The 25,614-nt window shown below is 68.3% G+C and carries 24 protein-coding genes; 17 read left to right on the forward strand and 7 right to left on the reverse strand.

The window, feature by feature from the left end:
- The first annotated feature begins 4 nt into the window (after window positions 1–4).
- The 3 genes from IE224_RS07470 to IE224_RS07480 are packed head-to-tail and all read left to right on the forward strand — an operon-like array spanning window position 5 to window position 1,493.
- On the forward strand, window positions 5–631 hold the full coding sequence (locus IE224_RS07470; RefSeq protein ID WP_167623095.1) for an LON peptidase substrate-binding domain-containing protein: 627 nt from the start codon (window positions 5–7) through the stop codon (window positions 629–631).
- Complete coding sequence (locus tag IE224_RS07475) at window positions 628–822, forward strand: Trm112 family protein (RefSeq protein WP_167623096.1); 195 nt, start codon at window positions 628–630, stop codon at window positions 820–822. The genes IE224_RS07470 and IE224_RS07475 overlap by 4 nt, the downstream gene beginning before the upstream one ends.
- A complete protein-coding gene (locus IE224_RS07480; RefSeq protein ID WP_191309125.1) occupies window positions 822–1,493 on the forward strand; it encodes a rhomboid family intramembrane serine protease in 672 nt (223 codons plus the stop codon). The genes IE224_RS07475 and IE224_RS07480 overlap by 1 nt, the downstream gene beginning before the upstream one ends.
- Here IE224_RS07480 and IE224_RS07485 read toward each other — a convergent pair.
- Window positions 1,482–2,162: a DUF2268 domain-containing putative Zn-dependent protease gene (locus IE224_RS07485; protein WP_191309127.1), complete on the reverse strand. Its 681-nt coding sequence runs from the start codon at window positions 2,160–2,162 to the stop codon at window positions 1,482–1,484. The genes IE224_RS07480 and IE224_RS07485 overlap by 12 nt on opposite strands.
- Before the next feature lie 138 nt (window positions 2,163–2,300).
- On the opposite strand from IE224_RS07485, the gene IE224_RS07490 reads away from it, so the two are divergent.
- Window positions 2,301–2,768 (forward strand): GNAT family N-acetyltransferase, encoded by a 468-nt coding sequence (locus IE224_RS07490; protein ID WP_191309129.1) that lies wholly within the window; start codon window positions 2,301–2,303, stop codon window positions 2,766–2,768.
- A gap of 69 nt (window positions 2,769–2,837) precedes the next feature.
- Here the strand turns inward: IE224_RS07490 and IE224_RS07495 are convergent, their stop codons facing one another.
- From IE224_RS07495 to IE224_RS07510, 4 genes are all read right to left on the reverse strand, one after another.
- Window positions 2,838–5,432 carry a DNA translocase FtsK gene (locus tag IE224_RS07495; RefSeq protein WP_191309131.1) on the reverse strand — a complete coding sequence of 865 codons (2,595 nt, stop codon included), beginning with the start codon at window positions 5,430–5,432 and terminating at the stop codon, window positions 2,838–2,840.
- 5 nt (window positions 5,433–5,437) lie between these two features.
- The gene (locus IE224_RS07500; protein ID WP_191309133.1) at window positions 5,438–6,646 is read right to left on the reverse strand and encodes an aminotransferase class I/II-fold pyridoxal phosphate-dependent enzyme; all 1,209 of its coding nucleotides are present in this window, start codon (window positions 6,644–6,646) and stop codon (window positions 5,438–5,440) included.
- A 170-nt stretch (window positions 6,647–6,816) separates the two neighbouring features.
- A complete protein-coding gene (locus IE224_RS07505; RefSeq protein ID WP_191309135.1) occupies window positions 6,817–8,151 on the reverse strand; it encodes an amidase in 1,335 nt (444 codons plus the stop codon).
- On the reverse strand, window positions 8,152–8,343 hold the full coding sequence (locus IE224_RS07510; protein WP_167623103.1) for a DUF1674 domain-containing protein: 192 nt from the start codon (window positions 8,341–8,343) through the stop codon (window positions 8,152–8,154). It abuts the gene before it with no gap.
- Between the two features lie 87 nt (window positions 8,344–8,430).
- On the opposite strand from IE224_RS07510, the gene IE224_RS07515 reads away from it, so the two are divergent.
- The 9 genes from IE224_RS07515 (at window position 8,431) to IE224_RS07555 (ending at window position 18,909) form a co-directional block, all read left to right on the forward strand.
- Window positions 8,431–9,669, forward strand: coding sequence for an RsmB/NOP family class I SAM-dependent RNA methyltransferase (locus tag IE224_RS07515; protein ID WP_191309137.1), 1,239 nt, complete (start codon window positions 8,431–8,433; stop codon window positions 9,667–9,669).
- A 94-nt stretch (window positions 9,670–9,763) separates the two neighbouring features.
- Entirely contained in the window at window positions 9,764–11,353 is a 1,590-nt protein-coding gene (gene purH, locus IE224_RS07520; RefSeq protein WP_191309139.1) for a bifunctional phosphoribosylaminoimidazolecarboxamide formyltransferase/IMP cyclohydrolase, read from the forward strand.
- 110 nt (window positions 11,354–11,463) lie between these two features.
- Window positions 11,464–12,000, forward strand: a complete 537-nt coding sequence (lspA, locus tag IE224_RS07525; RefSeq protein ID WP_191309209.1) for a signal peptidase II — start codon at window positions 11,464–11,466, stop codon at window positions 11,998–12,000.
- A 30-nt stretch (window positions 12,001–12,030) separates the two neighbouring features.
- On the forward strand, window positions 12,031–12,549 hold the full coding sequence (locus tag IE224_RS07530; RefSeq protein WP_167623106.1) for a DUF3035 domain-containing protein: 519 nt from the start codon (window positions 12,031–12,033) through the stop codon (window positions 12,547–12,549).
- A complete protein-coding gene (locus IE224_RS07535; protein WP_191309141.1) occupies window positions 12,546–13,760 on the forward strand; it encodes a cytochrome P450 in 1,215 nt (404 codons plus the stop codon). The genes IE224_RS07530 and IE224_RS07535 overlap by 4 nt, the downstream gene beginning before the upstream one ends.
- 69 nt (window positions 13,761–13,829) lie before the next feature.
- On the forward strand, window positions 13,830–15,311 hold the full coding sequence (locus IE224_RS07540) for a M16 family metallopeptidase (protein ID WP_191309143.1): 1,482 nt from the start codon (window positions 13,830–13,832) through the stop codon (window positions 15,309–15,311).
- Window positions 15,308–16,633 carry a M16 family metallopeptidase gene (locus tag IE224_RS07545; protein ID WP_191309145.1) on the forward strand — a complete coding sequence of 442 codons (1,326 nt, stop codon included), beginning with the start codon at window positions 15,308–15,310 and terminating at the stop codon, window positions 16,631–16,633. The genes IE224_RS07540 and IE224_RS07545 overlap by 4 nt, the downstream gene beginning before the upstream one ends.
- 42 nt (window positions 16,634–16,675) lie before the next feature.
- Window positions 16,676–18,490, forward strand: a complete 1,815-nt coding sequence (gene mutL / locus IE224_RS07550; protein WP_191309147.1) for a DNA mismatch repair endonuclease MutL — start codon at window positions 16,676–16,678, stop codon at window positions 18,488–18,490.
- Window positions 18,491–18,537: 47 nt separating this feature from the next.
- Window positions 18,538–18,909 carry a DUF3775 domain-containing protein gene (locus tag IE224_RS07555; RefSeq protein ID WP_191309149.1) on the forward strand — a complete coding sequence of 124 codons (372 nt, stop codon included), beginning with the start codon at window positions 18,538–18,540 and terminating at the stop codon, window positions 18,907–18,909.
- Between the two features lie 7 nt (window positions 18,910–18,916).
- On the opposite strand, the gene IE224_RS07560 is transcribed toward IE224_RS07555, so the two are convergent.
- Both IE224_RS07560 and IE224_RS07565 read right to left on the reverse strand, forming a co-directional pair.
- Window positions 18,917–20,143 (reverse strand): PQQ-dependent sugar dehydrogenase, encoded by a 1,227-nt coding sequence (locus tag IE224_RS07560; RefSeq protein WP_191309151.1) that lies wholly within the window; start codon window positions 20,141–20,143, stop codon window positions 18,917–18,919.
- A gap of 84 nt (window positions 20,144–20,227) precedes the next feature.
- Window positions 20,228–21,292 (reverse strand): saccharopine dehydrogenase, encoded by a 1,065-nt coding sequence (locus tag IE224_RS07565; RefSeq protein ID WP_191309153.1) that lies wholly within the window; start codon window positions 21,290–21,292, stop codon window positions 20,228–20,230.
- A 122-nt stretch (window positions 21,293–21,414) separates the two neighbouring features.
- Between IE224_RS07565 and IE224_RS07570 the strand changes: the two genes are divergently transcribed.
- Genes IE224_RS07570 through IE224_RS07585 form a run of 4 tightly spaced genes read left to right on the forward strand, consistent with a single transcriptional unit; the run spans window position 21,415 to window position 25,534 of the window.
- Window positions 21,415–22,194, forward strand: a complete 780-nt coding sequence (locus IE224_RS07570) for an MBL fold metallo-hydrolase (protein ID WP_191309155.1) — start codon at window positions 21,415–21,417, stop codon at window positions 22,192–22,194.
- 39 nt (window positions 22,195–22,233) lie between these two features.
- A complete protein-coding gene (locus tag IE224_RS07575) occupies window positions 22,234–23,175 on the forward strand; it encodes an ABC transporter permease (protein ID WP_191309157.1) in 942 nt (313 codons plus the stop codon).
- Window positions 23,172–23,984: an ABC transporter permease gene (locus IE224_RS07580; protein ID WP_191309159.1), complete on the forward strand. Its 813-nt coding sequence runs from the start codon at window positions 23,172–23,174 to the stop codon at window positions 23,982–23,984. The genes IE224_RS07575 and IE224_RS07580 overlap by 4 nt, the downstream gene beginning before the upstream one ends.
- Window positions 23,981–25,534, forward strand: coding sequence for an ABC transporter ATP-binding protein (locus IE224_RS07585; protein ID WP_191309160.1), 1,554 nt, complete (start codon window positions 23,981–23,983; stop codon window positions 25,532–25,534). The genes IE224_RS07580 and IE224_RS07585 overlap by 4 nt, the downstream gene beginning before the upstream one ends.
- The last annotated feature ends 80 nt before the right edge of the window (window positions 25,535–25,614 follow it).

The following is a 25,614-nucleotide window of genomic DNA, read 5'->3' on the forward strand; positions in this document are numbered from 1 at the left end:
TCCGATGCGGTTCCGCTTCGATCTGCCCTCGCGAATCCCGCTGTTCCCCCTGGAGGGGGCCGTGCTGATGCCCCGGGCGCGGATCCCCTTGCATGTCTTCGAGCCGCGCTATCTGCAGATGCTGGACGACGCACTGAAGACCGAGCACCGGCTGATCGGCCTGATCCAGCCCGAAGGCGAGGGCCTGGCTACGATCGGCTGCGCGGGCCGGGTCGTGGCCTTTTCGGAAACCGACGACGGCCGGCAGATGATTTCGCTTCTGGCGGTGTCGCGCTTCCGCCTGACCGAGGTGCAGGAGGGATTCACCCCCTATCTGATGGCCGAGGTCGACTGGTCCAGCTTTGCCCGCGATCTGAAGGGCCCCGAGGAAGACAAGGGCATGGACCGCGACGCGCTGTTTCCGCTGCTGCGCCGCTACATGGACTCGCATGAACTGTCGACCGACTGGGACGCCGCCGCCGAGGCCCAGGACGAGGCCCTGATCAATTCGCTGTCGATGGTCCTGCCCTTTTCCTCGGGCGACCGGCAGGCGCTTCTGGAAAGCCCGACCCTGGCTGATCGTCGCGAACTGCTGCAAGGCCTGATCGAATTCGCGCTGCATGGCGGCGATACCGAGGACCGTTTGCAATGACCCAAAGCCCCCATCCAGGCTTCGACCGCCACATGCTCGAGGCGCTTGTCTGCCCCGTTACCCATGCCACCCTGTCCTATGACGCGGCGCGGCAGGAACTGGTTTCGCAGGCGGCCGGCCTTGCCTTCCCGATCCGCGCGGGCATTCCGATCATGCTGCTGTCCGAAGCCCGCCAGATCAAGGCGGACTGATGGTGGCCCACAGCGACCCCTTTGTCGCCATGCAGGACAGCCTGCGCCCGCGCCTGCCGATGTGGGTCAAGATCGTGATCGCCCTGTGCTGCGCGATCCAGGTCCTGACCATGGGCGCCGACCTGCTGGGCTATCCCATCGTGCAGCAGGCCCTGGTGATCTTTGGCGGCTTCTGGTCGCCGGTGGTCTGGGCGGGCCACGGAATCTTTCCCGGCCATGTGCTGACGATCTTCGTGACTTATGGCTTCCTGCACGCGGGGCTTTTGCACCTGGGCATGAACATGCTGTCGCTGGTGGCCCTTGCGCGCGAACTGAACCGGTTGATCGGCCCGGCCCGCATGGCCCTTGTCTATGCCCTGTCGCAGGTCGCGGCGGCCTTGCTGTTCGCGGTGATGACGCCCGATGGAGGGCCGATGATCGGCGCGTCGGGCGCGATCTTCGGCCTTGCCGGCGCGCTTGTGGGCTTTGCCGCCGTCACCGGCTGGCGCCGCCGGCGCCCCTTGGGGCAGCTTTGGCGAGGCGTTGCGGTGATGGTGGTGCTGAACGTGGCGCTGACCGTTCTGATGCCCTCGATCGCATGGGAGGCGCATCTGGGCGGCGCGCTGGCGGGCCTGCTGATGGGCGGCTGGATGGCGATGTCGCGCAGCCCCCGCGGATTTTCAGGCCTCTGACGGCGGCGCGTCCGGGGCCGGCCCCTCGGCCTGTCCTTCCGACGCCGCAAGCCGGCGCAGGGCCTGGCGGAAGGGATCGGCGGGCGCAAGCGCCAGAAGGGCCGCATTGTCGTTCGGATGATGGGCCAGATGTTCGGCGACCAGTCGATGGCCCAGGCTGTTGCCGGTCCCCCGCCGCAGGTCGCCCTTGCCCCCGAACCAGCGGCCATGATCGTAATCCTGCCGCGCCCATTCGTTCATCGCCTGCCGCATGGCCCCCTGCGCGGGCCGGACCGCATCCGTGGCATCCGGCTGCCCGCCCAGCACCTGCAGCACGAAATGCCCCGCCAGTCCTTCGCTGACCAAGGCCTCGCCCAGCGAACGGCCATAGCCGGGGCCGTTCCACCGAAGCAGATGGGCCAACTGGCGCACAAGGGCGCGACCAAAGGCGTCCGGGGCGAACCGGGCGGGATTCACCGCAACCTCGACCACGCCGGGGGAGGGGCAATGGCCCTGAACCGCCCCGTCGGCCGAACGATCCGACTGCGCGCGAAGGACCAGATCGAAATCCGGCAGATCGGCATGGATCGAAGCCCGCGCCACCGCATCCCGGCTGGCCTGCCGGATCTCGGACAGGACCGGCGTCAGGTTGTGGCGCGCATTCAGAAGATGGATGTGACAAGTGGTCATGGTCCGGGTATATCCGGTCGCAAGGGCGCCTGCCAGCGGGCGGAAGCAACGGCCAGAACCTGGCGGCAAAGGGCGTCTGCTGTTGACCATGCCCGGCCATGCCTTGCCGATCACCCATGCAACCCGACAGGTTTTTCCATGACCGCGCTTGATATCCGGCTCTGCTCTGGCAGCGACCTGAAGGGGCTGGGAAAGGTTCTGGACAGCATCGACCTGTTCCCGGCCGAGATGCTGCCCGAACTGATGTCCCCGTTCCTTGGCGGCGATCCGGCCGATCTCTGGCTGACCTGCCTGTCGGAGGAAACCCTCGCCGCGCTTTGCTTTGCCCGCGCCGAAAGGCTGACGCAAGGGACATGGAACATGCTCGCCCTTGGCGTGGATGCGGGCTTTCAGGGGCGGGGGATCGGCGCGGCACTTGTGGCGGCGCTCGAGGAACAGTTGCGCGCCAGGGGTGCGCGCATCGTCATCGTCGATACCTCGAGCACCGGGCCATATGAAATGGCCCGCACCTTCTATGCCCGCAACGGATATAGGGAAGAAGCGAGGATCCGGGATTTCTGGGCAGAAGGCGACCACAAGATCACCTTCCGCAAGGCGCTTCGCTGACGGTCAGGACAAAGGGCCGGGGGCGGTCCCGGCGCGGCGGGTGACCAAGGGGGCCTTGGCGCCCGTCTCCTATACCTCGGGCACCAGCACCTCGCGCTTGCCGACGTGGTTGGCTGCCGACACCACGCCCTGCTCCTCCATCTGCTCGACCAGGCGGGCGGCCTTGTTATAGCCGATGGCAAGCTTGCGCTGGATATAGCTGGTGGAACATTTGCGATCCTTGGCGACGATCATCACCGCCTGGTCATACAGCGCATCATCCCCGCCTTCGCCGCCGCCCAGACCCAGAACCGCGTCGATATCGGATGCGACCTCGTCCTCGGGGCCTTCGACCACGCCCGACTTGTAGGACGGCGGGCCGAAGGATTTCAGATGCGTCACGACCTCCTCGACTTCCTCGTCGGACACGAAGGGGCCGTGGATGCGGGTGATGCGGGCGCCGTTGCCCATATACAGCATGTCGCCCTGGCCCAGCAGCTGTTCGGCGCCCTGTTCGCCCAGGATGGTGCGGCTGTCGATCTTCGAGGTGACCTGGAAGCTGATCCGGGTCGGGAAGTTCGCCTTGATCGTGCCGGTGATGACATCGACGGACGGGCGCTGCGTCGCCATGATCAGGTGGATGCCCGATGCGCGGGCCATCTGCGCCAGGCGCTGGATGCAGGCCTCGATTTCCTTGCCCGCGACCATCATCAGGTCGGCCATCTCATCGACGATGACGACGATATAGGGGAAGGTCTCGGGCTTGAACTCCTCGGTCTCGAAGATCGGCTCTCCGGTATCCTCGTCAAAGCCCGTCTGGACGGTGCGCTTGAACATCTCGTTGCGGGACAGGGCCTCGCGGACGCGGCCGTTATAGCCCTCGATGTTCCTGACGCCCATCTTGGACATCTTGCGGTAACGCTCCTCCATCTCGCCCACGACCCATTTCAGGGCCACGACGGCCTTCTTGGGATCTGTGACGACGGGGGACAGCAGGTGCGGGATGCCGTCATAGACCGACAGTTCCAGCATCTTCGGGTCGATCATGATCAGCCGGCATTCGTCCGGCGTCAGCTTGTAGAGCAGCGACAGGATCATGGTGTTGATCGCCACCGACTTGCCCGACCCGGTGGTCCCGGCGATCAGCAGGTGGGGCATCTTGGCCAGGTTCGCCACAACCGGATCGCCGCCGATGTCCTTGCCAAGCGCCAGCGGCAGGGGCTGCGTGCCGTCGCCAAAGGCGCGGGATGCCAGGATTTCGCGCAACAGCACCTTTTCGCGGCGCGCGTTGGGCAGTTCGATCCCGATCACGGTGCGGCCAGGGACCGTGCTGACGCGGGCGGACAAGGCCGACATCGACCGGGCGATGTCGTCGGACAGGCCGATCACGCGGCTGGCCTTCAGGCCCGGCGCTGGCTCCAGTTCGTAAAGCGTGACCACCGGGCCGGGACGGACCTCGGTGATCTGGCCCTTGACGCCGTAGTCGTCCAGCACCGCTTCCAGCATCCGGGCGTTTTCGGTCAATACCTCTTCGGACACGGTCTGCTGGTCGCTGGCCGAGGGTGCGGTCAGAAGGTTCAGCGGCGGGCGTTCATAACTGTTCAGCACGTCTTCGAATTGCAGGTCCGGCGCGGCGACCGGGGCACGCGCGGGCGCAGGCTTGCGGGAAGGCGCCGGCACGGGGGGAAGGGCGTCGTCCGCATCAAGTCCGGTCACGGCAGGGGTGGGATCAGCGCGCCCCTCTCGCAGGCCTTCGCGGGTCAGGCGCGCGGCGACCACCGCCAGAACCGAGGATTTGCCCGACCGGGTGCGGATCGCGTCGTTGATCCGGCCGCTGACTTCCTCGGCCGAAGGGGCGTCGCCGTCGTAATCGGCATCCCGCTCGATCAGCTCGGGTTCGGGCAGGTCTTCCTCAAGCTCGAGGAAATCGGGCTGCGCTTGCTTGCGGCGCGACACGACCGGAGCGCGCGGGGCCGGACCTTCCGCCCTTGCCTCGCGCCGGGCGGCCAGCCGCGACTTCAGCCCCGCCGACGCAGCCGCCCCCTGCCCTGCCGCGCGCATCGACAGGTCGAAGGCGGTCAAAAGGCCGGTGACGAAGCGGCGCCACAGGTCGCGCAGTTCCGACCGCTCGAATCCCAAGGAAAAGGCGGTCATCGCCAGAACGGCAGCGGCGACCAGCAGCCCGGCAAGCCGGATGCCGATCTGCGCCTTGACCGGCAGCAGGTTCAGCATCGCGCCCATCACCATGTCGCCGAAATGGCCGCCCAGGCCATAGGTCTGCTCCCAGCCCTCGCCCGGAACAAGCGTGCTGCAATAAACGGATGCAAGCGCCACCGCGATGGGGGTGAACAGCGCGCGCATGAAGCGGTCCTCGCCCCGGTGCAGCATGAAGCGCAAGCCCCAGACGGCGGCCGCCACGACCAGCATCCAGGCGCCATAGCCCGCGATCATCATCAGCGGAGAGGCGACATAGGCGCCAAAGCTGCCCAAGATGTTCTGCGCGGGTTCATCGGTGGCCGACAGGAAGCTGGGATCCTCGGGCGACCAGCTGGACAGCATCAGGGCGATCATGATGCCGGCAAAGACCAGCAGCGCCCCCAGCAGTTCCTTGCCGCGCCGTTCAAGCGCGGCCTGCGTGGACTGGTCGAACAGCGGATCGCGGTGTTTTGCCTGCCAGCTTGCCATCGGTCCTAACCTTCCCCGCCCGTCGTTTCGTCATAAAGCACCGCACGCAGCCGTTGCAGTGCGGGTTCGGTCGCATCGGCATCGGCGACCAGGGCCACCCGGATGAAGCCACGGCCGGGATTGTGGCCGTCCACCTCTCGCGACAGATAGGCGCCGGGCAGGACCTGGATCCCGGCCCGCGCCCACAGCGTCCGCGCCGCTTCCTCGCCATCCTCTACGGGCAGCCACAGGAAGAAGCCGCCCTGGATCGGCCGGTATCCGGGCACGTTGCCCAGCACCCGGTCGGCGATCCGGTATTTCTGCTGATACAGTGCGCGGCTTGCCGCCACATGCGATTCGTCGCGCCAGGCAGCCTCGCTGACGGCTTGGGCGGGCAGCGACAGGGGGGCGCCGGCATAGGCGCGCAGGCGACGGATCTGGGCCATGCTTGCGGCAGATCCCGCCGCAAAGCCCGACCTCAGGCCCGGCAGGTTCGAGCGTTTCGACAGCGAATTGAAGATCACCACCCGGTCGGCCAGGCCCATCTCGGTCGCCACGGCCAGGGCGCCGGGCGGCGGGGCGTCGCGCCAGATTTCGGAATAGCATTCATCGGCGAAGATCAGGAAGTCGTGCCGGTCGGCAAGCGCGATCAGCTGTTCCAGATAGTCGCGGTCCGCAATGGCGCCCTGCGGGTTCGCGGGCGAACAAAGGTAAGCGATGGCCGTGCGGTCCAGCAGGTCGGGCGGCAGGGCCATGTAGTCGGGCAGGTTGCCGGTTTCCGGCGTGGCCGGCACGAAGACGGGATCGGCCTGCACGGCGGCGGCGGCCACGGCATAGACCTGGTAGAAGGGATTGGGAATCAGGATCGCCGGACGCTGCCCCTTCTTCCGTTCCGGGCACAGCGCCAGGGCAGCGTTGAACAGCCCCTCGCGCGTCCCGTTCAGCGCCATGATCCGGTCGGGCGCGACATCCAGGCCATAGCGGCTGCCCAGCCAGTCGCCGATGGCCGACAAAAGCCCGGGCGTGCCCTCGTTCGCGGGATATTTCGCGAATCCCCCGATATTCGCGGCCATCACCTCGGCCAAGAAATCCGGCATGGGGTGGCGCGGCTCTCCGATCGTCAGAACCACCGGCGCTTCACCTGCGGCCAAGCCCGGCTCGATGCCGGACAGCAACGCCCGCAGACGCGGGAATGCGTATTCCGGCAGGTTCGAAAACCGCTCGGGGATTGCCATCTCTGCCTCGCTTTCAGGGTCTTTGGCCCCGTTTATTACAGGAAACATTAGCGTGATCGGCCGCTTGCGTCCAGCGAAAGGGCAGCCCGTCCGGCCGTGACGAACACAACCCGCGCGGGTGTCCCAAGCCGGCCCTGGATTCCGCGCCCTTGAAAAAGGGCGCAGGTGGGTCAGGCAACCGCCAAGGCAGCCTCGACCCCCGCCGCCACATGCAGCAGATGGCAGTCGCGCCCGGCATGGCCCATGACCGAGATCCCGCAGGCGGGACTGCCGGTGGGCAGGGTGCAGACGGGCAGGCCCAGCAGGTTGCCGATACGGGTGTTGCGCAGCGTCAGCAGGTTGGCGCGCACGAATTCCGCACCGTCATCCAGCAGGGTCTGGGCATTGGGGGGCATGATCGGCACCGTCGGCAGCAGGATGGCGTCAAAGCCCGAGGCGACCTCCTTGATCCACTTGCGCCGGATCCGCACAAGGCTTTCCCAGGCGGCAATGTAATCGGGCGCGCTGACCGCCGCGCCGCTGCGGAAGCGGTCCAGGATCGGGCCCCACATCAATTCCGGCGCATCCTCGATCTGCGCGCGCCAGATGCCATAGGCCTCGGGGGCGAACAGTGCGGCCGACAGCGGCATGGCCTTTGCGATCCAGTCCGAAGATTGCCTCACGATCTGCGCCCCCGCGCGGGCCAGCCGGTCCACCGCATCCTCGAAGGCGGTGACGGGGCCTTCCTCGGCATCGGCGAAGGGCAGGCCTTCCAGCACCATCAGGCGACGCCCGACCAGGTTGGCCCCGCGCAGGTCGGCGGTCTTCTGGCAGGCCATCAGCGCGAACAGCTCGGCGCAATCCTCGACCGTGCGGGCAATGGGACCGGGCACGTCGAAGCGGCGGCAGAGGGGCACGACGCCCTTTTCCGGCACTGAATCACGGGTGGGGATAAAGCCCACGAGGTCGTTCCAGGCCGCAGGCACCCGCACCGACCCGCCGGTATCCGTGCCGATCGCCGCCGCAGCCAGCCCCAGGGCCACCGACACCGCAGCCCCCGAGGAAGACCCGCCGGGCGCAAGGTCGGGGTCAAGCGCGTTGGGCGGCGTCGCGGTGCGCGGGTTCAGGCCCAGCCCGGAAAAGGCCAGTTCTGTCATATGGGTCTTGCCCAGGCAGATCGTGCCCTGCCGCGCCGCGCGGGCCAGCACGATCGCGTCCTTGCGCGGCACCCGGCCTTCCAGCAGCTTCGACCCGGCTTCGGTCACGGTGCCGCCGCTGTCGATATTGTCCTTCCAGCTGATCGCCACGCCGTCCAGAAGACCGCGCCGCAGTTCCAGCTTGGCGCGATCATGGGCGGCCACCGCCTCGGACCGGGCGCGGGTTTCGCTGACGCGGGCATAGATGCGCCGTGCGTCGGGATGGTTCCTGATCGCGGCCAGGTAGGCCTCGGTCTGGTCCAGCGGGTCCAGAAGCCCGGCCATGATCGCACGGCCCTGCTGGGCGGCGGACGCGCGCAGCCAATCCATTCAGAAATCCACCGCGAGGCCGTTCTTTTCGTAATCGCCGTAACGCACGGGTTCCGGGCCGTCGCGGCCGCCGTATTCCTTGGGCAGGGCTTCGGCCTCTGCCGCGGCCTTGCGACGCTCGGCGGCCTCGGCCAGGGCGCGTTGGGCTTCGGGCGGCAGGTCTGCCGGTTCCATCGGGGGCTGTTCGCTCATGGAAAGATCTCCCATCTGGGCGTAAGGGGTCGGGATCAGTCTTCCAACAAGACTTAGGTGAAGGAAAGCGATTTGGCAAAGCGGGGCATGGATATGGCACGTGGGGGCGCGTTGCGCCTGCTGGCGGGGGTGCGGGACGGGCTGTCCCTGTCGGATCAGGCCGGCGCGCTGAAGGCCCTGGCGCCGCCCGACCAGGCCCGCGCCGCGCGCCTTGCGGCCGAGGTGCTGCGACACCAGTCGCGCGCCGATGCGGTGATCGGGGCCTATGTCAGCCGCAGGCCCAGCCCGCAGGTCGCCGACATCCTGCGCCTGGCCACGGTCGAACTGCTGCAGCTTGACGGGGCTGCCCATGGCGTTGTCGATGCCGCCGTCACGCTGACCCGTGGCCTGGGTCAGAAGGGCCAGGCCGCCGCGGGCATGGTCAACGCGGTGCTGCGCAAGGTCGCCGCGCATCGGGGCTGGACGGACCTTCCGCCCCAGCCGATGCCCCACTGGCTGCGCGACCCCGTCGCCGCCGCCTATGGAGAAGAGGCCGCACGCGCCATCGAGGCCGCGCATCAGGCCGGGGCACCGCTGGATCTGACCCCGAAGCCCGGCGCTGTGGTCGAGGGGGCCGAGACGCTGCCCACCGGATCGCTGCGCGTCCATGGGCCCGCGCAGGTGTCGGCCCTGCCGGGCTTTGCCGCGGGCGACTGGTGGGTGCAGGATGCGGCCGCCGCCCTGCCGGTGCGGCTGCTGGACCCGCAAGCGGGGGAACGAATCGCGGATCTCTGTGCCGCGCCGGGCGGCAAGACGCTGCAACTGGCCGCGGCCGGCGCGCAGGTGACGGCGGTGGATATCAGCCCCGCCCGCCTCAGGCGCGTGGCCGAGAACCTGAACCGCTGCGCTCTGTCGGCCGATCTTGTCGCGGCGGATGCGCTTGAATGGCGGCCCGATACGGCGCTGGAGGCGGTGCTGCTGGATGCGCCCTGTTCCGCCACCGGCACGATCCGCCGCCACCCGGACCTGTCCTTCCTGCGCGACGGGTCGGGGATTCCTGGTCTTGTCGATCTCCAGGCGCGGCTGATCGACCACGCGCTGTCGCTGATCCGGCCCGGCGGGCGGCTGGTTTATGCCGTCTGTTCGCTGCTGCCGGACGAGGGCGAGGTGCAGGTCGCCGCCGCCCTGGCCCGGCATCCGGGCTTGGCGGTCGAGACCCCGGATCTGCCCGGGGTTACGCCAGGCTGGATCACGGCGGAAGGCGGGTTGCGCACGCGGCCGGACTTCTGGGCGGATCGGGGCGGAATGGACGGCTTCTTCATGGCCCGCCTGCGCAAGGCGGAATGACGGCAGGATTGTTCGCACAACGACGAAGCGCAGGTGGTTCTGGACCTTGGGCCGCGGGACGGGTAGTTGGGCGCAAACCAGATGCGAGGCCCCCATGTCCCGTCCCGTGCCGATCCGACGCGCGCTGATTTCCGTTTCCGACAAGACCGGGCTGATCGACTTTGCCCGCAAGCTCGAGGCGCGAGGGATCGAGATCCTGTCCACAGGCGGCAGCGCCAAGTCGCTGCGCGAGGCGGGGCTGACGGTGGTGGACGTGGCCGACGTGACCGGCTTTCCGGAAATGATGGACGGCCGCGTCAAGACTCTGCATCCGGTGGTCCACGGTGGCCTGCTGGCCCTGCGCGACAACGCCGAGCACCAGGCCGCGATGGAGGCCCATGGCATCGGGCCCATCGACCTGCTGGTGGTGAACCTTTACCCCTTCGAGGAAACCGTTGCCAAGGGCGCGGACCATGATGACTGTATCGAGAATATCGACATCGGCGGCCCGGCGATGATCCGCGCCGCCGCCAAGAACCACGGCTTCGTCACCGTGATCGTGGACGTGCAGGATTATGACGCGCTGCTGGCGGAACTGGACGCCAATGACGACCGTACCACGCTGGCCTTCCGCCAGCGCCAGGCGCAGATCGCCTATGCTCGCACCGCCGCCTATGACGCAGCCGTCAGCACTTGGCTAGCCGATGCCATCGGCGAGGAGACGCCCCGCCGCCGCGCCTTTGCGGGCACGCTGGCCCAGCCCCTGCGCTATGGCGAGAACCCGCACCAGTCTGCGGCTTTCTATGTCACCGGCGAGAACCGCCCCGGCGTCGCCACCGCGAAGCAGTGGCAGGGCAAGGAACTGTCCTACAACAACATCAACGACACCGACGCGGCCTTTGAACTGGTGGCCGAGTTCGATCCCGCCGAAGGCCCGGCCTGCGCGATCATCAAGCACGCCAATCCCTGCGGCGTGGCACGGGGCGAAACGGCGCTGGAAGCCTACAAGCGGGCCTTCGACTGCGACCGGACCTCGGCCTTCGGGGGGATCATCGCGCTGAACCAGGTGCTGGACGGCCCCACCGCCGAGGAGATTGCCAGGATCTTCACCGAGGTCGTCATCGCACCCGATGCGGACGAGGACGCCAAGCGCGTCTTCGCCGCCAAGAAGAACCTGCGCCTGCTGACCACCGGCGGGCTGCCCGATCCGCAGGCGCCCGGCCTGTCCTTCCGCCAGGTCGCGGGCGGTTTCCTGGTGCAGGGGCGCGACAACGGCCATGTGGGCCTGTCCGACCTGAAGGTCGTCAGCGACCGCCAGCCGGATGACGCCGAACTGCGCGACATGCTGTTCGCCTGGACCGTTGCCAAGCACGTCAAGTCGAACGCCATCGTCTATGCGAAGGATATGGCCACCGTCGGCATCGGCGCCGGCCAGATGAGCCGCGTGGACAGCACCCGCATCGGTCGCCGCAAGTCCGAGGACATGGCCGAGGCGCTTGGCCTGGGCCAGCCCCTGACCATTGGCGCGGCTGTCGCATCCGACGCCTTCTTCCCCTTTGCCGACGGGATCGAGGCCCTGGCCGAGGCCGGCGCCCGCGCCGTCATCCAGCCCGGAGGATCCATGCGCGACGACGAGGTGATCGCGGCGGCCAACCGCCTGGGCCTGGCGATGGTCTTCACCGGCCAGCGGCACTTCCGGCACTGATGCAGCAGGAACTGCCCCTCGATCCGCCGCCGCCCGCGCCATCCAGACCGGCGCCGAAGCCGCGCACCCCGCGTGCGCCGAAGAAGCCCGCGCCTCCGCCCCGCAGCGACATGCGGCTGCTGATCTGGGTCGCGACGACGATCTTCGTGCTGGACCAGGTGCTGAAATACTGGGTGGTTCATGTGCTGCAACTGGACCGCGTGCGGGAAATCGACGTGCTGCCGCCCTGGCTGAACCTGCGCATGGCCTGGAACCAGGGCGTGAACTTCGGGCTGATGGCCTCGGACACAGACGTCACGAAATGGATCCTGATCGCGGTGGCGCTTGGCATCGTGGCCTGGGTCTGGGTCTGGATCTGGCGGTCTAACGCGGGCGTGATGGCGCGCATTGCGGGCGGGCTGTTGATCGGCGGGGCGATCGGCAACGTGATCGACCGGCTACTTTACGGGGCGGTCGCGGATTTCCTGAACATGTCGCTGCCGGGCTGGCAAAACCCCTACAGCTTCAACGTGGCCGACATTGCCATCTTCGCGGGCGCAATCGGGCTGGTCCTGGTCCCGCAGAAGAAGGAACCGGAAAAGCCCGGGCGCAAGCCGCGCCCCAAGGGGGCCGACAAGACCCGTGACGGGACGGGCAAATCCGGCTAGAACGGGCGCAACAAGACAAGGGGCAGGTTCATGCAGGGTTTCGTCAAGGGCATCGCGGCAGCGGCCGTCATGGGGCTTTCGGCCTGCGGCAGCAACCAGCTGATGAATATCGAGACAGGCCAGAACAGCCCGGATGAATTCGCCATCCTGCCGACCCGGCCCCTGTCCATGCCGGCGGATCTGGCGCTGCTGCCGGCGCCCACGCCGGGCGGGGCGAATATCACCGATCCCAATCCGAATGCCGATGCGGTCGCAGCCCTTGGCGGCAATCCGGCGCGGCTGCAGGACCAGGGCATCGCCGCAGCCGACGGGGCGCTTGTGGCCCATGCCACGCGGCGGGGCACCGATCCCGCGATCCGCGAGCGGCTGGCCGAATCGGATGCTGACTGGCGATCGCGCAACAAGCGCCGCCCGCTCGAGGCGCTGTTCGGCTCGACCGTCTATCAGCGCGCCTATCGCCCGCTGGCGCTTGATTCGCGGGCCGAACAGCAGCGGTGGCAACGCGCGGGCGCGATCACCCAGACATCCCCGGCCCCGATCGAGGAATGACGGCGGGCTTTGACCCGTCGCAGCCCGGTTTCGGAAGCGATCCCTGGCCACAATACGCAAGGCTGCGCGCGACGCCCGGCCTGCCCGACTGGCAGGGCTTCCGGCTGGCCTCGCGTTTCCAGGATGTGCAGGCCATTGCCCTTGACCGGCGGATGGTGCGCGGCACCGCGCTGTTCGGGGCGGATGAACAGCGCCGGATGCAGCGTGCCGAGAATTTTCACGACATGCCGTTCCATGAACGCTTCGTACAGACCTCGATGCTGGAACTGGACGGGCCGGACCATGACCGGCTGCGGCGGGCGGTCTTTCCGTTCTTCACCAAGACCCGGCTGGAAGGCCTGCGGCCCTTCGTCACGCAGTGGGTGGACAAGGCGCTTGACCGCCTGATCCCGCAGGGGCGCTTCGACTTCATCGCCGATCTGGCCGCAGACCTGCCCGGCCAGGTGATCGGGCACCTGATCGGGACTGATCCCGCGCTTGCCCCGCAGATGACACGCTGGACCGAGGATACCGTCGGCTATTTCGATGTCAGCCGCCGCACCGCCGACCGCAAGGCCCGGGCCGAGGAAGCGGTGCGCCTGTTCCACGACGCTCTGCAGGATCTCTATGCGGAACGAAAGGCCCGGCCGCGCGACGACCTGATGTCGGCGATGATCGGGGCTGAAGGCGCGGGCCTTCTGGCCCATGACGAACTGATCGCGACCATCATGCAGATCCTCCATGCCGGGCACGGATCGACCATCGACGTGATGGGCAGCGGGCTTCATGCGCTGCTGACCCATCCGGGGCAGATGGCCCGGCTGCGCGCCGAACCCGGATTGATGCCCTTGGCCGTGCAGGAGATGTTCCGCTTCGCCCCGCCGCTGGTCTTCTTCCACCGCTATGCGTCCGAGGATCTGTCCGTTGCAGGCCAGGACTGGCCGCGCGGCACGCGCTTTGGACTGCTTTACGCCAGCGCCAACCGCGACCCCGCGGCCTTTGCCGATCCCGACCGCTTCGACATTGCGCGCAGGCCGAACGTCCACCTGGCCTTCGGGGCGGGGCCGCATGTCTGCCTGGGCAACAACCTGGCCCGGCTGAACATGGAGGTGCTGTTTGCCCGCCTGATGGCACGCGCGCCCTCGATCGGGCTGGACGGCCCCGTCGCCTGGCGCATCGGGCTTCAGGCGCATGGCCCGGAAACGCTGCCCATCACCCTTGCGACACAATAGCGTCAGGCCGGTTGCGCAAGCCTTGGGATCGGGCCAGATTTCCGCCAGGACCAAGGAGGTTTCGCCCCCATGCTGCGACAGACCCTGCCCGCATTTCTGGCCCTGATGGTCAGCGCGGTTCCCGTTTGGGCCGACCTGTCCGAAGGCGTCACCCATTTCACGCTGCCCAACGGGCTGGAGACCGTGGTGATCCAGGACCACCGCGCCCCGGTCGTGGTGCAGATGGTCTGGTATCGGATCGGATCGGCGGACGAGCCGCCGGGCAAGTCGGGGATCGCCCATTACCTCGAACACCTGATGTTCAAGGGCACCGAAAAGCTGGAGCCGGGCGAACTGTCCAAGACCGTCACCGCCAATGGCGGCATGGACAACGCCTTCACCTCCTATGACTTCACCGCCTATTTCCAGCGGATCGCATCCGACCGCCTGCCCCTGGTGATGGAGATGGAGGCCGACCGCATGGCCAACCTGCGCATCGGCGAGGATGACTGGCAGGCCGAACGCCAGGTCGTGCTGGAGGAACGGGCCCAGCGGGTGGACAGCGACCCGGCATCCCTCTTCGCCGAGGAACGCAACGCCACGCTGTTCTACAACCACCCCTATGGCCGCCCCGTGATCGGCTGGCGCGCCGAGATGGAGGGGCTGACCCGCGCCGATGCCCTGGAGTGGTATGACAACCATTATTCCCCGAACGAGGCCGTGCTGATCCTTGCGGGCGACGTGACCCCCGAACAGGCCCGCGAACTGGCCGAGCAATATTACGGCCCGATCCCCGCGAAGGGAGAGGCCGAGCCGCGCATCCGTCCCCAGGAACCCGTCCAGCGGTCCGCCCGGCGGATGGAGATGACCGATCCCCGCGTGCCCCAGCCGGTGATGACGCGCAGCTACATCGCGCCCGAACGCAACCCCGGCGACCAGAAGGACGCCGCCGCCCTGACGGTGCTGGCGGAACTGCTGGGCGGGTCCATGCAGACCTCGGTCCTGGGGCGCGAACTGGCGATGAAGGGCAAGGCCTTGTGGGTCAATGCGGGCTATGACGGCTTTTCCGTCGATCCGACCAGCTTCGCGATCTCGCTTGTCCCGGCGGCCGACATGGAGCCAGAGGAGGCCGAGGCCGAACTGGACAAGGTCCTGGCCCGCTTCCTGGAAACCGGTCCCGACGCCGCCGATCTGGACCGCGTGAAGACCCAGATCGAGGCCGCGCGGGTTTATGCCCTCGATTCCGCGCATGGGCGGGCCTATGACTATGGGCAGGGCCTGGCGACCGGGCTGTCGGTCGAGGATGTGGCGGCATGGCCCGACATCCTGGCGGCAGTCACGGCCGAGGACGTAATGGCTGCCGCGCGCAAGGTGCTGGGCAACGAGGCCTCGGTCACCGGCTGGCTGCTGCCCCCGCCCCCGACCGAAGGCGAGGCGCCCGCGCCCACCCCGGCCGCCGCCGAGGCGCAGCCGACGCCCGCGCCCGTTCCCGCGCCCATTCCGGCGCCCATTCCGGCGGACGATGCCGCGCCCGCCCCTGCCGAAGCCCCCAACCCCGAGGTGCAAGGATGATCCGCGCCGCCATCGCCCTCTTCCTGGCCGCCCTGGCCGTTCCCGCCCATGCCATCGACATCCAGGAGGTCACCTCGCCCGGCGGGATCAAGGCCTGGCTGGTCGAGGACGAGACGATCCCCTTTGTCGCCATCCAGTTTTCCTTCAAGGGCGGCGCCAGCCTGGATGCCGAAGGCAAGCGCGGCGCGATCAACCTGATGACGGCCACGCTGGAGGAAGGCGCGGGCAGCCGCGATTCAGTGGCCTTCGCCCAAGCGGTCGAGAATCTGGGCGCGCAGTATTCCTTTGATGTGGGCGACGATTCCCTGACCGTCGGGATGCGCGCGCTGACCGAGAACCGCGACGAGGCCGCGGCCCTTCTGGCCGAGGCGCTGACCAAGCCCCGTTTCGACGACGCCGCCATCGAACGCGTCCGCGCGCAGGTCCAGTCTATCATCCGGGCCGAGGCAACCGATCCGCAAGCCATCGCCGCCAAGGAAATGTCGCGCCAGGCCTGGGGCGACCATCCCTACGCGACCTCGATCAACGGAACGCAGGAATCGGTGGCCGGTCTGACGCGGCAGGATCTGGTCGCGGCCAAGAACCGCGTTCTGGCCCGCGACCGCGTGGTGGTGGGTGCCGCGGGCGACATCACGCCCGAGGAACTGGGCCTGCTTCTGGACGCCGTGCTGGGGGGCCTGCCGGAACAGGGCACCGCGCCCCTGCCGGAACCGGCGGACCTGCAACTGACCGGCGGCGTCACCGTGATCGACTGGGACAGCCCGCAGACCGTGGTCAGCTTTGCCGGACCGGGCATCGCGATCAACGATCCCGATTACTTCGCGGCCTTTGTCGCCAACCACATCCTGGGCGGCGGCGGCTTCAGTTCCCGCCTGATGGAGGAGATCCGCGAAAAGCGCGGGCTGACCTATGGCGTCGGCACCTCGCTGGCGACGGGTGTCTATGGCCAGACCTGGCAAGGCGGCATGGCGGGATCGAACGCCACGACCGGCCAGGCGGTGGACCTGATCCGGGCCGAATGGGACCGCATGGCCCAAGGCGGCGTGACCGACCGGGAACTGACGGATGCCAAGACCTACCTGACGGGCGAATATCCGCTGCGCTTCGACGGCAACGGCAGCATCGCGGGCATCCTGGCGGGGATGCAGTTGATCGGCTTTCCCATCGACTATGTGAACACCCGCAACGCCAAGGTCGAGGCCGTCACCGCCGAGGACGTGAAGCGCGTCGCAGAACGCTTGCTGGATGCGGACGACCTGCGCTTCGTGCTGGTCGGCCGCCCGGAAGGAATCACCGCGACCGAGCCCGCCCCCATCAACTAGAATCGCTGGCGAGGCAGGACTGCGGATGCTAGATTTGGGTGCATGAACAGCCATGCCCCCAATATCCGGCCTGTGATCCGCCAACTGGACGAGGCCACGGCAAACCGCATCGCGGCGGGCGAGGTGGTCGAGCGCCCGGCATCCGCCGTCAAGGAGCTGGTGGAAAACGCGCTTGATGCCGGGGCCAGCCGCATCGACATCGCCATCCAGGACGGCGGCAGGCGGCTGATCCGGGTCTGCGACGACGGCTGCGGCATGGCGCCCGAGGATCTGCCCTTGGCCCTGTCGCGCCATGCCACCAGCAAGATCGACGGGACCGATCTTCTGGCGATCCGCTCCTTCGGTTTCCGGGGCGAGGCGTTGCCGTCGCTGGGGGCTGTGGGGCGGCTGACGATCACCTCGCGGATGCGGGGGGGCGAGGGCGCGGTGATCGCGGTGGCGGGCGGCAAGCTGGCGCCGGTGCGGCCCTCCGCTTCCAATCCCGGCACGGTGGTGGAACTGCGCGACCTGTTCTTCGCCACCCCTGCGCGTCTTAAATTCCTGCGCGGCGACCGGGCCGAGACGATGGCCGTGGCGGAATGCGTCCGCCGCCTGGCGATGGCCGAACCCTTCGTGGGCTTCACCCTGATTGCCGACGGCAAGGAAATCTTCCGGGCCGATGCCGAACAGGGCGAATTGTTCGATGCCCTGCAGATCCGCCTGTCCCGCGTGATGGGCCGCGACTTCATCGACAACTGCATTTCCCTCGATGCGGAACGCGACGGGCTGGGGCTGGCAGGCTTTGCCGCCCTTCCCACCTATTCGCGCGGAACTGCGGTGGCACAGCATGTCTATGTCAATGGCCGCCCGGTCCGGGACAAGCTGCTGACCGGCGCGCTGCGGGCGGGCTATATGGACGTGCTGGCATCCGGGCGCCATCCGGCGGCGGTCCTGTATCTGTCCTGCGACCCGCAGCTTGTCGATGTGAACGTCCATCCCGCCAAGGCCGAGGTCCGCTTCCGCGATCCGCAGGGGGCGCGCGGGCTGGTGGTCAGCGCGCTGCGGCACGGTCTGGCGGGGGCGGGACATCGCGCGTCATCGACCCTGGGCGATGCCACGATGGCGGCCTTCCGCGCCGAACCCGCCGCGCCCGTCGTTGCCTCGCCTGCCTACCAGATGGACTATCGCCCCTCGGGGGCCGCGATCCGCGCCAGCCTGGATCTGCAGGCCCCTGTTCCGGGCTTCGCCGAAGCGCCTTCGGCCCGGGCCGAGGAACCGGCAGACGCCCCTGCCGAGGCCCCCTTGGGTGCCGCGCGGGCGCAGATCCATGAAAACTACATCATCGCCCAGACTGCGGACGGGCTGGTGATCGTCGATCAGCACGCAGCGCATGAACGGCTGGTCTATGAACGGCTGAAGGCGCAGGCCGCGGCGACCGGCATCGCGCGCCAGGCCCTGCTGATCCCCGAGATCCTGGACCTGCCCGAAGCGGATGCCGCCCGGATCCTGTCCGTCGCGAATGACCTGGCCGACCTGGGCCTGGTCATCGAGCCGTTCGGCGGCGGCGCAGTCGCCGTGCGCGAAGTCCCGGCCATGCTGGTGAAGCTGGACCTTCGCGCGCTGATCCGCGACATCCTGGACGACCTGTCCGACCAAGGCATGTCCGACCGCCTGCGGGGCCGGCTGGATGCGGTCCTGTCGTCCATGGCCTGCCATGGATCGGTGCGGTCGGGACGGCGCATGACGGCTGACGAAATGAACGCCCTGCTGCGCGACATGGAACGCACCCCCAGGTCCGGGCAGTGCAACCATGGCCGCCCGACCTGGGTGAAGCTGCGGCTGTCCGACATCGAGCGGCTGTTCGGACGCAAGGATTGACCGGCACCCTGAACGGCGCGACAGTCGCGTCAACCCAGGAGCCCGCCATGCTGCAGATCAGCCCCGACAAGATCGCCCATATCATCATCCGGGTCCGCGAATACGGAAGCGGCCTGGACCCTTGGGCGCATTCGGGCGGCAGGGTCCAGCACGGCATCCGGTCTGAACTGCACGACTTCGTCGCCAACCTGAACGAGGACGAGCAGGCATCCTTGGTCGCCGTGATGTGGATCGGCCGCGAAAGCTTCGAGCCCGAGGAACTTGAGGAAGCCATCGAGACCGCCCGGATCGAACGGACCACGCCCACCGAGGATTACCTGCTGGGCGAGCCACGTTTGGCCGACATGCTGGAAGCCGGGCTTGAAGCCCTCGGCATCTCTCCCGAGGATGCCGAGGACGATGTGATCCGCCCGGTCTAGAACCGGCTCACGAATCGCTCTGCGCGGGGGTCACGCGGATCAGGCGGCCGTTGTCTTCGTCCGTCAGCAGCATCAGGGCGCCGTCGCTGGCGACCTCGACCTCTCGCACGCGGCCGATGCCTTGCAGATGGCGCGCCTCGCCCGTCACGCGGTCGCCGTCCAGTTCCAGGCGCACGAGGTCGTTCGACTTCAATCCGCCGATCAGCAGGTCGCCCTGCCAGTCGGGGAACATCTCGCCGTCATAGAAGGTCATCTGGCCGGGCGCGATCACCGGATCCCAGTAATAGACGGGCTGCTCGGTGCCCTCCATCTGGGTCACGCCCTGCCCGACCGGGTCGCCGCTGTATTCGACGCCATAGGTCACGCGCGGCCAGCCATAGTTGCGGCCCGCCTGAGGCAGGTTCAATTCATCCCCGCCCTTGGGACCATGCTCGATGGTCCAGAGCCTGCCCTGGTCGTCAAGCGCCGCGCCCTGGATGTTGCGATGGCCCCAGGACCAGATCTCGGGCAGGGCCTCGGCCACGCCCGGATCGCCCATCGGTGCGCCCGTCTCGGGGTCGATGCGGACAACCTTGCCCAGCGTTGTGGTCACGTTCTGGGAATAGACGCGCGCATCGGGAACCGAGCGTTCGCCGGTTGTCACGAACAAGCCGCCCTGCCCGTCATGGATCAGAACGGATCCGTAATGCTTGGTCGAATCCCAGGCGGGCTGCTGCTGCCAGATGACCTCGGTCCCTTCCAGGCTGCTGCCGTCGGCCGACAAGGTGCCGGTGGCGACGGCGGTTGCCGTCTTGCCGTTCTCGCGCGGTTGGGCGAAGCTGACCCAGACGCGGCGTGTGTCGGCGAAATCATCCGCCACCGTCACGTCCAGAAGCCCGCCCTGGTCGCGGGTGTCGATCTCGGGCAGGCCACTGATCGGGTCCGACAGCGACCCGTCCGCACCGACCATCCGCAGATTGCCACCGCGCTCGGTCACAAGCCAGGCGCCGTCCGGCAGTTCTGCCAACCCCCAGGGATGGTCCAGCCCATCGGCAAGAACGGTCTGGTTCAGGCTTACGTCATCGGCCAGCACCGGGGCGCGGGTCTGGTTTTCGAAGGCGGGCTGCTGATCGGGTGCATTGGGCGGCGCGGCATTGAAATCCTGCGCCAGGGCCGTTCCGGCCAGCAGGCTGGCGGCGACGGTCAGGCAGGTCAGTCGGGTGGCGGGACGGATGGCGGAACGGGTCGGGGTCATCGGTGCCTCTCGATTGCTGGAATGGATCGCGGGCGGAACATCGCCCCGCCCGCCCGCGTTCCGCCCGGTCCCATCACAGCCGCATCACGTCTGTGTCAGACCCTTGGCGTGCTTGTCGAAAAGACCGCCCGCGCGGCCCCATGCGCCATCATCGATGCGATCCAGATCCGACAGCACCGGCAGCAGTTGCCCGGCATAATCCTCGGAACTTTCGCGCGGCAGCATCGAGGGAAGGTTGTCGATGGCCACCACGTCCAGGGGCGGATTGTCCGCCACGCGCAGGGCGGGCTGGTCCCAGGTCGTCGTGCGGTCATAAACCTTGATGGGGGAAAAGTTGCTGCTGGGATCGCAGGCCACGTCCCCGATCACCGTCAGCCGCCGTCCTGGGGCCACGGCACTTGCCGGGACAAAGACCGGCGCTCCGGGCTGGGCCAGGATCGCGTTGATGAACAGGTCATGCGCCAGAACCTCGGGGAAGGGGCCGCCATGCGCGGTTTCGGCCATGTCCCAGCGGGTGACGGGCACGCCCATCGCGACAAGCAGGTCGGCCGCGCCGGTACCGACCCGGCCCATTGCGCCGATGACCAGGGCATGGGGGCGCGGCTGGCCGGTCGCGTCCAGTTGGGCTCGCAACTCATCCTGCAGCAGGGTCTTGTCGGGATAGGCATGGACCGGCCCGCAAAGGCCGCCCCGCTGCTGGGCCGCCCATGCCTTCAGCGAAACCGCCGCCCCCGCATAGCCCGCCCAATAGCCAAAGGCCGCAAGGCGGCGGCCCGTATCGTCCGTCAGGTATTCCAGGTCATACAAGCGCCCGCCCCCGGCAAGAAAGCGGCGCAGCAGCGCCTGGCCCGCTGGCTGTCCCTTGTAGGCATGGCCGAACATGACGTGGCGGTGGCGCAGGGGGGTGCCGTCCTCGGGCAGTTCCTTCAGGCCGAAGATGATCGCGTCGTCGGGCGCGGTGGGCCAGCTTCCCTCGGGCACGATGGTGGCGCCGGCCCTGGCATAGGCATCGGTGGGCAACACGCGGCGGGGGCTGTCCTCGACCGTGACGGTCATGCCCCGGGCGATCAGAGCGGCCACGCCTTCGGGGGTGATGCCCACCCGATCCTCGTTCGCGCGGCTTTCCGCCCGCACCCACAGATGTGTCATAGTTCCCCCGATTCCGGATTACCCCGCCATCCTGCCTGCACCCGACAGGGGCGGCAAGGGAACCGCCCAGGCGAGGATGGTGTTCAACCCGCGTTCCCCTTTTCGTGTTCCGGAGAATCCTCATGATCCTCAGCCGCCGCACCAGCCTGATCCTGGGCCTTGCCGCAAGCGCCGCCACCATCATGCCGCGCCTGTCCCTGGCCCAGACCCAGACGCCGACCTCGTTTTCCTTTCCGGTCGAGGGGGGCCAGGTCGTCTTTCACCCGGTCGATCACGCCTCGATGGTGGTCGAGACGCCGGGCGGCGTGATCTATGTCGATCCGGTGGGCGGCGCGGAAGCGTATCAAGGCAAGCCGCAGCCGTCGCTGATCCTGATCACGCATGAACATGGCGACCATTTCGACCTGCCCACCCTGCAGGCCCTGCCCGCCGTGGCGATCATCGCCAACCCGGCCGTCCACGCGATGCTGCCCGCCGAGATGCAGTCGCGCGCAACCGCGATGGCGAATGGCGACCAGGCCCAGGCCATCGGGATGCTGATCGAGGCCGTGCCCGCCTATAACACAAGCGCGGACAAGCAGCAGTATCACCCCCAGGGCCGCGACAACGGCTATGTCCTGACCATCGGCGACAAGCGATTCTACATCGCGGGCGACACCGAGGACACGCCCGAGATGCGCGCCCTGGAAAACATCGAGGTCGCCTTCCTGCCGATGAACCTGCCCTACACGATGACCGTGCAGCAGGCGGCGGATGCGGTGGGGGATTTCCGGCCCGTTTCGGTCTTTCCCTATCACCACCGGGGCAGCGACGTGCAGGAATTCGCCCGCCTGGTCGAGGCATCCGACGCCGGCAGCGTGGTCGTGATCGCCAACTGGTATCCGCAGGGCGAAGCCGGCTGACTGCTTTACCGGCCCCGCGCGGCAAGGTAGCAAGGCGGGATGCTGCGATACCTTCTGCGCCGGATGTTCGTGATGGGGGCAAGCCTTCTGGCGGCCTCGGTCCTGATCTTTTCGGTTGTTGAACTGGTGCCGGGCGATCCGGCCAGCTTCATGCTGGGCACCGGCGCCCAGCCCGAAACCCTTGCGGCCCTACGCACCCAGCTTGGTCTGGACCAGCCCCTGCCGCTGCGATACGCGGCATGGGCGGGGGCGATCCTTCAGGGGGATTTCGGCACCAGCTTCACCTACAAGACGCCGGTCGCGGGCATGATCCTGGACCGCTTGCAGGTGTCGCTGCCCCTGGCGGTGCTGGCGCTGCTGCTGGCGGTGGCGATAGCGCTGCCGGTCGGGCTGTTTGCAGCGGGCCGCCACCGCCGGGCCGGCGATGCGCTGGCGATGGGCGCGGCGCATCTGGGCGTGGCGCTGCCCAACTTCTGGCTGGCGATGCTGCTGGTCCTGGTCTTTGCCGTGAACCTGCAATGGCTGCCCGCCGGCGGCTTTCTGGGATGGTCCGACCCCGTCCCCGCGCTGCGGTCGTTGATCCTGCCCGCCGTGGCCCTGGCCCTGCCCCAGGCCGCGATCCTGGCCCGCGTCCTGCGGTCCGCGCTGATCGAGACGATGGGCCAGGACTATGTCCGCACCGCCCGCGCCAAGGGTCTGAGCGCGTCGCAGGCCCTGCGCCGCCACGCGTTGCGCAATGCGCTGATCCCGGTCCTGACGATCCTGGGAATGCAGTTCAGCTTTCTGCTGGCGGGCGCGATCATCATAGAGAATGTCTTCTACTTGCCGGGCCTGGGGCGGATGATCTTCCAGGCCATCACGCAGCGAGACCTGATCGTGGTGCAGTCGGCGGTGCTGGTCCTGGTCGCGGCGGTCATGGCTGTGACCTTCCTGGTGGACCTGGCCTATGCCGCCGTGGACCCCCGGCTGCGCCGCGCATGAGGATCGGCCTGATCCTGGGCTGCGCCCTTGCGGGGCTTGCGTTGCTGGCGGCCCTCGTCTCGTCCTTCTGGACGCCCCATGACGTCACCCGGCTGGACATCGCGCAGAAGCTGATGCCGCCATCGGGCGTGCATTGGTTCGGCACCGACCAGTTGGGCCGCGACATCCTGTCCATGGCGATGCTGGGGGCGCAGACCTCGCTGGCGGTGGCGCTTGTCGCGGTGGCGGTCGGCATGGCCGCTGGCGTGCCGCTGGGACTGCTGGCGGCGGCCCGACGCGGCGGCTGGGTGGACGAGATCGTGATGCGCGGCAACGACCTGATCTTCGCCTTTCCGTCGCTGGTGATCGCGATCCTGATGACGGCCGTTCTGGGGCCGTCTGCCACAAATGCGATGATCGCCATCGGCATCTTCAACATCCCGGTCTTTGCCCGCGTGACGCGCGGCGCGGCGCTGCCGATCTGGGTGCTGGACTATATACGCGCGGCGCGGGTGGCGGGCAAGGGCGCGGTCCTGATCAGCGTCCAGCATGTCCTGCCCAACATCGCCAGCCTGCTGATCGTGCAGGCCACCATCCAGTTCAGCCTTGCCATCCTGGCCGAGGCCGGGCTGTCCTATGTGGGCCTTGGCGCCCAGCCCCCCACGCCAAGCTGGGGGCGGATGCTGGCCGAGGCGCAGACCATGGTGTCGCTGGCCCCGCATGCGGCGATCATTCCCGGCCTTTGCATCGTGCTGACCGTGCTGGGGCTGAACCTGCTGGGCGACGGCTTGCGCGACAGGCTTGACCCCCGGCTGCGGGTGCTGCGGTGATTCGGGTCGCGGATCTGTCCGTGGTCCTTGACGGGCGGAGGGTGCTGGACCGCGTGTCGCTGGATCTGGTGCCGGGCCAAGTGACCGGCCTGGTGGGCGAATCGGGCAGCGGCAAGTCGATGACCGCGCTTGCGGTGATGGGCCTTCTGCCGCAGCGGGCGCGGGCTTCGGGGCAGGTCGCGCTTGACGGGCGGAACCTGCTGGCCCTGCCGGAACGCGAACTGTGCCGGATCAGGGGCGCGCGCATCGGCATGATCTTCCAGGAACCGATGACCGCGCTGAACCCGCTGATGACCATCGGCGACCAGGTGGCCGAGGTGCTGCGCCTGCATCAAGGCCTTAACCGCCGCGCCGCCCTGGGGCAGGCGCGGGAACGGCTGGATCGCGTGGGCCTGCCCGCACCCCGGTTTCCGCTGAGCCTATACCCGCATGAACTGTCGGGCGGGCAACGCCAGCGGGTGGCAATCGCCCTTGCCATCGCGCTTCGCCCCGACCTGCTGATCGCCGACGAACCCACGACCGCGCTTGATGTGACCACCCAAGCGCGGATCCTGGATCTGCTGAAGGACCTGGTGCGGGACGAGGGGATGGCCCTGCTGCTGATCACGCATGACCTCGCCGTCGTGGCGGGAATGGCCGACCGGGTGGCCGTGATGCAAAACGGACGGATCGCCGAGGAAGGCCCGACCGGATCGCTGTTCCGCGGCCCTCGCCACCCTTATACCCGTCAGCTTCTCGACGCCTCGCGCCCTGCGCCGGCACGGCCTGCGAGCGATTTCCCGACACCCCTTGTGCAGGTGGAGGGGGCGGTCCGCGACTACCGCACCGCGGATGGCGGCCTTCGCGCCCTGGACGGAATCAGCATGACCATCGGGCGCGGCGAAAGCGTCGGGCTGGTGGGGGAATCGGGCTGCGGCAAGTCCACCCTGGCCCGCGCGATCCTGGGGCTGGAACCGTTGCAAGCCGGGCGCATCACGCTTGACGGGCAGGTCGTGGATGCGGGACGGCTCATGCCGCGCGGCCTGCGCGCGCGGATGCAGGTGGTGTTCCAGGATCCCTTCGGCAGCTTCGATCCCCGCTGGCGGGTGGACCGCCTGCTGGCCGAGCCCTTCCACCTGACCGGCCGCCCGCCCGACTGGCGCAAACGCGTTGCCGAAGCCCTGGCCGAGGTCGGGCTGCAGCCCACGGACGCCCGCAAGTTCATCCACCAGTTCAGCGGCGGCCAGCGCCAGCGCCTGGCCATCGCGCGCGCGCTGATCATCCGCCCTGCCCTGATCGTCCTGGACGAGGCCGTCAGCGCGCTTGACGTGCGGGTCCGCGCCCAGGTGCTGGACCTGCTGGCCCGGCTGCAAAGGGATCACGGGCTGTCCTACCTGTTCATCAGCCACGACCTGTCGGTCGTGCGCGGCATCACCGACCGCGTCCTGGTCATGCAGGCGGGCCGCGTCGTCGAGGAGGGGCCGACCCAACAGATCCTGGACGCGCCCCGGAACGACCACAGCCGGTCGCTGGTCGCAGCCATTCCCGCGATCCCGATCGACTGGTCCTAGCTGAAGTAGCCGCCGTCGGCGTCGTCGCCCGATTCCTCGACCAGCCGGCCGAAATCGGGCAGGACGATGGTGCGCTTGCC

This window comes from Paracoccus aerius (assembly GCF_014656455.1).
GTDB classification, from domain to species: Bacteria; Pseudomonadota; Alphaproteobacteria; order Rhodobacterales; family Rhodobacteraceae; genus Paracoccus; species Paracoccus aerius.